Below are 7,751 nucleotides of genomic sequence, written 5' to 3' on the forward strand. Positions count from 1 at the left end.
CTCACTCGCCCGCTCGCCGCTCCCTCACACGCCCGGCACCTGTTCCCTCACTCGCCCGGCCACTGCGGCTTCCGCTTCTCGTTGAAGGCCGCCACCCCTTCCGCCCGGTCCCCGGAGAAGGCCACCGACCGCCACGCCGCGTCCTCGATCTCGAGCCCGGCCCGCAGTTCCAGCCCCTGCCCCAGGCGTAGCGCCCGCTTCGCCGCGCGCAGCCCCACCGGCGAGTTGCCGGCGATCCGCCCGGCCAGCGCCAGCGCCTCCTCCCGGTCCCGCCCGTCCTCCACCAGGACGTCCACCAGGCCCAGGTCCCGCGCCTCGGCCGCCGCCACCCGGCGGGCCGTGAACACCAGCTCGGCCGCCCGGGCCGCCCCCACCCGGCGCGGCAGCAGCTGGGTCCCGCCGCCGCCGGGGATCACCCCCACCGACACCTCCGGCAACCCGACCACGGCCGTGCCGTCGGCCACGATCACGTCGCACGCCAGCGCCAGTTCGAAGCCGCCGCCCAGCGCGAAGCCGTGCACCGCCGCGACCGAGGGCACCGGCAGTTCCAGCACGCCGGTGTACGCGGCGCGGGTGAGCGGCCGCTGCCGCAGCAGTTCGGCGTCGCTGAAGGAGTTCCGCTCCTTCAGGTCGGCGCCGACGCAGAACGCCCGCTCGTGCGTCGAGGTCAGCACCACCACCCGCACGTCGCGGTCCCCGCCCAGCGCCGCGCACGCCCCGGCGATCGACCGGGCCATGTCGGTGGAGACGGCGTTCATGGCCTTCGGCCGGTCGAGGACCAGCTCGGCGACGTGCCCGCCGTCCCCGTGCCGCCGCACCAGGACGAACTCCCCGAACCGTTCCTCGCTCATGACACCGCTCCCGACACCGCTCACGACACCCTCCGGTTAACGCGGGTTAACAACGCTCGTCCGATCATCGCAGCCGGGACCGGGAGACGAAAGAGCGGACCGGTCTGCGGCCGGGCCTCACCCCGGATCGCGGCCCTGCCGACCCGTTCGAGTGACATGCCGCCCAACTCCGCCCGCATCGCTCACGACAGCGCATAACGTGCGTCCGCCCCGGCGCATCGGGGGCGCGACCGCACCGGGGAGGGAACGCGATGACGAGCACGCCGGTGGGCACATGGGCCGGGCAGTACGAGACGGCTCCGCAGGACGAGGGGGCGTCCGGGGAGAGCGGCGGGCTGTGGGCCCCGCGCCCCCGGGGCCGGCACCGCCGTCCCCGCCCCCGCAAGGTGCTGTTCGCCGCCGGCGGCCTCGCGCTGGCCGCCGGGGTGCTGAGCCTCGTCCGGCTGACCCCCGACCCGGGCGGGGCCGGCGGTCTCGGCACCGCGGAGGCCGAACCGCGGCCCGAACCCGTCGCGGGCACGTCGGAGGCCGACATCGACAGCGGCGCCGACACCGGCGCCGGTCGCTCGGCCGGCCCGTCCGCGACCGGCGCGCCCACCCCCACCCCGACCGCGCCCAGCGCGATGGGCGGAGCCGGCGCCGCCCCCGAGGCCGGCCTGATCCCCGGCGTCCCCGGCGCACCGACGTCCGTCGCCCTCACCCCGGGCACCACCTACACCCCGGCCGCGCCCGCTCCCCGCGCCCCGGCGCCCGAGGCGACCACCGCGCCGCGGCCCGCATCGCCCCCGCGGACACCGGCCCCCGCCCCGACCACGGCCGCACCCGCGCCCGCACCCACGCCCCAGCCGGAGCAGCCCGACGATCCACGTCGGCCGGGCGTCTGCGTTCCCGTCATCGGCCTGTGCGTGGACCCGCTGGGCGCCACCGTGCCGAGGCTCTAGGCCCTAGCCGTCGACGTCGTTGCGCCGCGTCAACAGCCAGGGCTCGACCACGCCGAGACCGCGCACCGGCCGCTGCCACATCGGCTGGAGCGCGAAGCGGTACTTCGGCGGCTCCTCGCCCTCCTTCTCGGCGGCGGCCGCCTCCTCCGCCGCCTCCGCCTCGGAGGCCGGGGCGTCGCCGGTGCGGATCAGCTCCTCGGCGAAGGCGCTGTCGACGAGGACGGCGTCCCGGGGAGCTATCGACGTCAGCCGTGAGGCCAGGTTGACCGTCGTGCCGAAGACATCGCCCATCCGGGTGGTGACCGTGCCGAACGCCATGCCGACCCGCAGTTCGGGCATCGTCTCGTCGTTGCTCATCGTCTCGACGAGGAGCAGCGCGATGTCGGCGGCGATGCCCGCGTCGTCGGCCGCGTACAGCACCTCGTCGCCGAGCGTCTTGATCAGCCGTCCGCCGCGGGCGGCGACCAGGTCGGCGGCGGTCGTCTCGAAGGCCTCGACGAGTTCGCCGAGTTCCTCCTCCTCCATCCGCCGGGTCAGCCGGGTGAAGCCGACGAGGTCCGCGAAGGCGACGGCGAGCCGCCGGTCGACCATCTCCTCGTCGTCGGCGGCCTGGACGACCCGGCCCGCCGAGGCGGCGAGCTGCCGACGCCAGACGTAGACGAGGAACTCCTCCAGCTCGGGCAGCAGCAGCTCGACGATGGGATACGTGACCTCGGTGCGGGTCATCCCCGGCTCGGGCGGCTCGGTCAGCCCCTCCAGGAAGGAGTCGATCTGCCATTCCGCCAGCCGGGCGGTGGTCTGTCCGGTGGACCGCGCCACCTGCACGGCCATCGCCTCGCTCAGCAGCCCCGCCTCCACGAGACCGGCCAGGCGCCGCAGGGCGAGGACGTCGGCCTCGGTGAGCGCCCTGGCCTGCCCGATGTCGGCGAAGCCCATGGCCCGCCAGAAACGCGACGCCAGCTCCATGGAGACGCCGGCGCTGCGGGCGGCCTGGAACGGGGTGTAGCGCCGCTCTGCGCCGAGGATGAGCTGCTCGAGGCGCAGGGCGAGAGGATGCGGGTCCTCACCGGGGTCGCCCGGCTCACCGGGTTCGGCGGCCGGCAGGTTTCCCCGGCCGTCCGCACCCGCGCCGGAGCCCGTGTCGTCGACGGTCACGCCTGCTGCCCTTCCGATCTTCCGCGGTCAGGTATCGACCGGCCTCAACTCTACGGCAGGTGTGCGCCAGCTCACTCCGTCCGGTTCGGCGGGGACACGCCGCCCGGCGTTCGGCTCACGCCGGCCTCAGATGCACGATGTCTCCCGCGCCCACCGGCTCCTGTACCCCTTCCTTCGTGGCGATCACGAGCCGTCCGTCCCCGTCGACAGCGACCGCCTCGCCGACGATCGACCGGTCCCCCGGCAGTTCGGCCCGTACCGTTCGTCCCAGCGTCGCGCACCCGGCCGCGTACGTCTCCTGGAGACCGCTCGCCGCCGGGTCGCCGTCGGCCGCCCGCCAGCGCCCGTACCACTCCTCCAGCGAGCGCAGGACGCCCCGCAGCAGCGGGTCCCGGTCCGTGTTCAGCGCGCCGGCCAGAGCCAGCGACCCCGCCTGCGGCACCGGGAGCTCGTCCGCGCGCAGGGTGACGTTGAGGCCGACGCCGACGACCACCGCCTCCTGGCCGGCCCGCTCCGCGAGGATGCCGCCCGCCTTGCGTTCCTCTCCCCCGATGGTCACCAGGAGGTCGTTGGGCCACTTGAGTGCCGTGTCGACGCTCGCCGCCCGGGACAGGCCCGTCGCCACGGCGACCCCGGTGAGGAGCGGCAGCCAGCCCCAGCGGGCCACCGGCACCTCGCTCGGGGTGAGCAGCACGGAGAAGAACAGCCCGGAACGCGGGGGCGCGGTCCACCGGCGGTCCAGCCGGCCGCGCCCCGAGGTCTGCTCCTCGGCGACGAGGACCGCGCCCTCGCCCGCCCTGCCCGCGTTCACCGCGTCGACCAGGTCGGAGTTGGTGGAACCGGTGCTCTGCACCACCTCCACCTGCGACCACAGCCCGCCCTCCCGTACCAGCGCCCGGCGCAGCGCCGGGGCGTTGAGGGGCGGCCGGTCCAGATCGGACCACCGGCTGCCGCCCTCGTCTGCTGCATCTCGCGGTGTCATGCAAGCCACCCTAGGTGTGTTGAATGCCGCACTGCCGATCCCCAGGGCCAGCACTACTCTACGGATGAGTAACCGTCCCCCCTTTTGAGCAGGCAGGGAGCCACATCCCGATGTCCGAGCCGGAAGAGCGCCACGAGATCCCAGGGATCGACATCCACACGACCGCGGGCAAGCTCGCGGATCTCCAGCGCCGCATCCAGGAAGCGACGCACGCCGGTTCGGAGCGTGCCGTCGAGAAGCAGCACTCCAAGGGCAAGTTGACGGCCCGTGAGCGGATCGAGCTGCTCCTCGACGAGGGCTCCTTCGTCGAGTTGGACGAGTTCGCCCGGCACCGCTCCACCAACTTCGGCCTGGAGAACAACCGCCCGTACGGAGACGGCGTCGTCACCGGCTACGGCACGGTCGACGGCCGCCCGGTCGCCGTCTTCTCCCAGGACTTCACGGTCTTCGGCGGCGCCCTCGGCGAGGTCTACGGCCAGAAGATCGTCAAGGTCATGGACTTCGCGCTGAAGACCGGCTGCCCGGTCATCGGCATCAACGACTCCGGCGGCGCCCGCATCCAGGAGGGGGTCGCCTCGCTGGGCGCGTACGGCGAGATCTTCCGCCGCAACACGCACGCGTCGGGCGTGATCCCGCAGATCAGCCTGGTCGTCGGCCCGTGCGCGGGCGGCGCGGTGTACTCGCCCGCGATCACCGACTTCACGGTGATGGTGGACCAGACCTCGCACATGTTCATCACCGGACCCGACGTCATCAAGACGGTCACCGGCGAGGACGTCGGCTTCGAGGAGCTGGGCGGCGCGCGCACCCACAACGCGGTGTCGGGCGTGGCGCACCACATGGCCGGCGACGAGAAGGACGCCATCGAGTACGTCAAGCAGCTGCTGTCGTACCTGCCGTCCAACAACCTCTCCGAGGCGCCGGTGTTCGCGGAGGAGGCGGACCTGTCCGTCACCGAGGAGGACCTGGAGCTGGACTCCATCGTCCCGGACAGCGCCAACCAGCCGTACGACATGCACACGGTGATCGAGCACGTGCTGGACGACGCCGAGTTCTTCGAGACGCAGGCGCTGTTCGCGCCGAACATCCTCACCGGCTACGGCCGGGTCGAGGGCCACCCGGTCGGCATCGTCGCCAACCAGCCGATGCAGTTCGCGGGCTGTCTGGACATCACGGCCTCGGAGAAGGCGGCCCGTTTCGTCCGGACCTGCGACGCCTTCAACATCCCGGTCATCACGTTCGTGGACGTGCCCGGGTTCCTGCCCGGCGTCGACCAGGAGCACGACGGCATCATCCGCCGCGGCGCCAAGCTGATCTACGCGTACGCGGAGGCCACGGTCCCGCTCATCACGGTGATCACCCGTAAGGCCTTCGGCGGCGCCTACGACGTCATGGGCTCCAAGCACCTGGGCGCGGACATCAACCTGGCCTGGCCGACCGCCCAGATCGCCGTGATGGGCGCCCAGGGCGCGGTCAACATCCTGCACCGCCGCACGATCGCGGAGGCGGCGGCGAGCGGTGAGGATCCGGAGGCGGTGCGCGCCCGGCTGATCCGGGAGTACGAGGACACCCTCCTCAACCCGTACGTCGCGGCCGAGCGCGGCTACGTCGACTCGGTGATCATGCCGTCCGACACCCGCGGGCACATCGTGCGCGGCCTGCGTCAGCTGCGCACCAAGCGGGAATCCCTTCCTCCGAAGAAGCACGGCAACATCCCTCTCTAGGTCTGCTGGGAGCCGACATGACGATCAAGGTCGTACGGGGCAACCCGACGCCCGAGGAGCTCGCCGCCGCCCTGGCGGTGGTCCGGGCCCGCGCCGCGGCGGTGGCTTCCCCGCCGTCCGGCGCGGAAGGCCCGAGGGACGCGTGGTCCGACCCGGCCCGCATCGCGGCCCGGCGCCTGCCCCAGCCGGGCCAGGCGACCTGGACCCGCACCTACTGGCCGAGCTGAGCGCGACCCACCTGCCGGTCGCCTTCCAGGGGCGCGGGGCCGTATCGACATGCGGCTCCGCCGCGACCAGCCCCCACCGGCCCGCAGTCGAACGACAGCCGAACATTCGGTGAACGACTGCGGGCCCGCAACTTGAGTACGGGTACTCAGGCGCCGGCGACCCGCCGAGCCCCACGCTGGTGGAATGCTGTGGTCCGACCCCGAGAACGAGCCCCCCGAGGAACTCCGCGAGATGCAGGAGACCCTGCGGAGACTCGGCCTCTTCCTCGCCCTGGCCATGGTGATAGCGATGATCGTGCTGGGGCTCAGGTAAAGCGTCACGCCGCTAGGCTGAGCGCATGCGCCGACTCGTCCTCGCCTCCCAGTCCCCCGCCCGGCTGAACCTGCTGCGCCAGGCCGGTCTCGCCCCCGAGGTGATCGTCAGCGGGGTCGACGAGGACGCCGTCACCGCTCCCACCCCGGCCGACCTGGCACTCGCGCTCGCCGAGGCGAAGGCCTCCGTCGTGGCCGCGAAGCCCGAGGTCAAGGGCGCCCTGGTGATCGGCTGCGACTCGGTGCTCGACCTGGACGGCGAGGCGCTGGGCAAGCCCGCGGACGCCGCGGAGGCCACCGCGCGCTGGAAGGCGATGCGCGGCCGGGCCGGGACGCTCCAGACCGGCCACTGCGTCTACGACACGCTCAGCGGGCGCTACACCTCCGCGACCGCCTCCACCGTCGTCCGCTTCGGCGAGCCGACCGACGAGGAGATCGCGGCGTACGTCGCCTCGGGCGAACCCCTCTACGTCGCCGGGGCGTTCACCCTCGACGGTCGCTCGGCCCCGTTCATCGAGGGCATCGACGGCGACCACGGCAACGTCATCGGCATCAGCCTGCCCCTCGTGCGCCGACTGCTGGCGCAACTCGGCGTCGGGATCACGGAGTTGTGGGCGCCGTCGGAGGCGTGACCGGCGCCGGCACGACCGGGGGGCCACCGTCGCCCTTGCCGCCCTCCGGCTGCCGGGCCGCGGGCCGCTCCTGGGCGTCGTACGTCATCAGGAGCAGCACGATCAGGGCGAGGACGACCACCATGAACAGGAACTGCGTCCAGCCCAGCAGACCCCACGCGAAGGCGCCCAGCAGGCCGTGCACGACCGCGACGCTGATCAGCAGCACCCGGCCCACTCCGGCGGGCGCGCGGTCGCGCAGGGCCACCAGCAGGGCCACCACGGCGCACAGGCCGAAGTAGAGCCCGAAGAGGATCCCGCCGACCTTCGAGGACGTCGCCATGACGTCCGGGTCCATTCCGGCCAGAGACATGTCCTGCCGGTCGACCACGACGCCCATGAACCAGTTCAGCGCGGCGACGCCGAGCGCCTCCACGAAGAGCACGACCGCCACGATCCACGCCACCGGTCTGCGCACCACCGGTCCCACCCACTTTCGACCCCGACCCGAGCAAGGGTGCTGTTACCTCAAGTACGTTCGGAACACCCTGAACGCTACTAACGGGTAAACCCCGGGACAAGGGTTCTGCGCGCGGCAAAGAATCGTTGGGCCATTCGTAGGGACTCCACAAAGAAACGGAGTGTGCCGCAGCACGTGCTCACAGAGACCTTGGCCACACCGGAGGGCTAGGGTTTGCCCGAGGAGTGCTGCGTACGGCGGTACTACAAGGGATTTCGCGGTCGAGTGAGCCTGGCATCACGCTCCGTGTGGGCAAGCTCACCTTTGGGGACGGGTCGAAGAGTCGTGTCGGCAGTCCCTAAACTCGGCTTGTTTCAAGGAGGGAGCCTCAATCGTGCGCAAGGTGCTCATCGCCAACCGTGGCGAAATCGCAGTCCGCGTGGCCCGGGCGTGCCGGGATGCCGGCATCGCGAGCGTGGCCGTATACG

General features: G+C 72.5%; 10 protein-coding genes. 6 read left to right on the top strand and 4 right to left on the bottom strand.

What is annotated here, in order from left to right; all coding sequences use genetic code 11:
* Nucleotides 1–47: 47 nt before the first annotated feature.
* On the bottom strand, nucleotides 48–851 hold the full coding sequence (locus ACIRPU_RS29175) for an enoyl-CoA hydratase-related protein (protein WP_355706691.1): 804 nt from the start codon (nucleotides 849–851) through the stop codon (nucleotides 48–50).
* A 251-nt stretch (nucleotides 852–1,102) separates the two neighbouring features.
* Here ACIRPU_RS29175 and ACIRPU_RS29180 point away from each other — a divergent pair, with 251 nt between their 5' ends.
* Complete coding sequence (locus tag ACIRPU_RS29180; protein ID WP_403872423.1) at nucleotides 1,103–1,792, top strand: hypothetical protein; 690 nt, start codon at nucleotides 1,103–1,105, stop codon at nucleotides 1,790–1,792.
* A gap of 3 nt (nucleotides 1,793–1,795) precedes the next feature.
* Here the strand turns inward: ACIRPU_RS29180 and ACIRPU_RS29185 are convergent, their stop codons facing one another.
* Nucleotides 1,796–2,947 (bottom strand): adenylate/guanylate cyclase domain-containing protein, encoded by a 1,152-nt coding sequence (locus ACIRPU_RS29185; RefSeq protein WP_384124055.1) that lies wholly within the window; start codon nucleotides 2,945–2,947, stop codon nucleotides 1,796–1,798.
* 115 nt (nucleotides 2,948–3,062) lie between these two features.
* A complete protein-coding gene (locus tag ACIRPU_RS29190) occupies nucleotides 3,063–3,929 on the bottom strand; it encodes a biotin--[acetyl-CoA-carboxylase] ligase (protein WP_403872425.1) in 867 nt (288 codons plus the stop codon).
* 110 nt (nucleotides 3,930–4,039) lie between these two features.
* Between ACIRPU_RS29190 and ACIRPU_RS29195 the strand changes: the two genes are divergently transcribed.
* The 4 genes from ACIRPU_RS29195 to ACIRPU_RS29210 all read left to right on the top strand — a co-directional run bounded on the left by ACIRPU_RS29195 (nucleotide 4,040) and on the right by ACIRPU_RS29210 (nucleotide 6,824).
* The gene (locus ACIRPU_RS29195) at nucleotides 4,040–5,653 is read left to right on the top strand and encodes an acyl-CoA carboxylase subunit beta (protein WP_403872427.1); all 1,614 of its coding nucleotides are present in this window, start codon (nucleotides 4,040–4,042) and stop codon (nucleotides 5,651–5,653) included.
* Between the two features lie 17 nt (nucleotides 5,654–5,670).
* Nucleotides 5,671–5,880: an acyl-CoA carboxylase epsilon subunit gene (locus ACIRPU_RS29200; protein WP_403872429.1), complete on the top strand. Its 210-nt coding sequence runs from the start codon at nucleotides 5,671–5,673 to the stop codon at nucleotides 5,878–5,880.
* 184 nt (nucleotides 5,881–6,064) lie between these two features.
* Nucleotides 6,065–6,193, top strand: a complete 129-nt coding sequence (gene mmpB / locus ACIRPU_RS29205) for a morphogenic membrane protein MmpB (protein ID WP_355706601.1) — start codon at nucleotides 6,065–6,067, stop codon at nucleotides 6,191–6,193.
* A 25-nt stretch (nucleotides 6,194–6,218) separates the two neighbouring features.
* Entirely contained in the window at nucleotides 6,219–6,824 is a 606-nt protein-coding gene (locus ACIRPU_RS29210) for a nucleoside triphosphate pyrophosphatase (RefSeq protein ID WP_054242526.1), read from the top strand.
* Here the strand turns inward: ACIRPU_RS29210 and ACIRPU_RS29215 are convergent.
* Nucleotides 6,793–7,284 (bottom strand): hypothetical protein, encoded by a 492-nt coding sequence (locus ACIRPU_RS29215; protein ID WP_403872432.1) that lies wholly within the window; start codon nucleotides 7,282–7,284, stop codon nucleotides 6,793–6,795. The genes ACIRPU_RS29210 and ACIRPU_RS29215 overlap by 32 nt on opposite strands.
* Before the next feature lie 373 nt (nucleotides 7,285–7,657).
* Here ACIRPU_RS29215 and ACIRPU_RS29220 point away from each other — a divergent pair.
* The coding region (locus ACIRPU_RS29220) for a biotin carboxylase N-terminal domain-containing protein (protein WP_280842533.1) at nucleotides 7,658–7,751 on the top strand (94 nt) is incomplete at its 3' end.

This window comes from Streptomyces sp. NPDC102259, assembly GCF_044766465.1.
In the GTDB taxonomy this organism is placed as follows: domain Bacteria; phylum Actinomycetota; class Actinomycetes; order Streptomycetales; family Streptomycetaceae; genus Streptomyces.

What these genes read in the sequence shown, in the direction of transcription:
- ACIRPU_RS29175 (WP_355706691.1), bottom strand. Translation starts at nt 851, where the DNA reads ATGAGCGAGGAACGGTTCGGGGAGTTCGTCCTGGTGCGGCGGCACGGG.
- ACIRPU_RS29180 (WP_403872423.1), top strand. Translation starts at nt 1,103, where the DNA reads ATGACGAGCACGCCGGTGGGCACATGGGCCGGGCAGTACGAGACGGCT.
- ACIRPU_RS29190 (WP_403872425.1), bottom strand. Translation starts at nt 3,929, where the DNA reads ATGACACCGCGAGATGCAGCAGACGAGGGCGGCAGCCGGTGGTCCGAT.
- ACIRPU_RS29195 (WP_403872427.1), top strand. Translation starts at nt 4,040, where the DNA reads ATGTCCGAGCCGGAAGAGCGCCACGAGATCCCAGGGATCGACATCCAC.
- ACIRPU_RS29200 (WP_403872429.1), top strand. Translation starts at nt 5,671, where the DNA reads ATGACGATCAAGGTCGTACGGGGCAACCCGACGCCCGAGGAGCTCGCC.
- mmpB (WP_355706601.1), top strand. Translation starts at nt 6,065, where the DNA reads ATGCTGTGGTCCGACCCCGAGAACGAGCCCCCCGAGGAACTCCGCGAG.
- ACIRPU_RS29210 (WP_054242526.1), top strand. Translation starts at nt 6,219, where the DNA reads ATGCGCCGACTCGTCCTCGCCTCCCAGTCCCCCGCCCGGCTGAACCTG.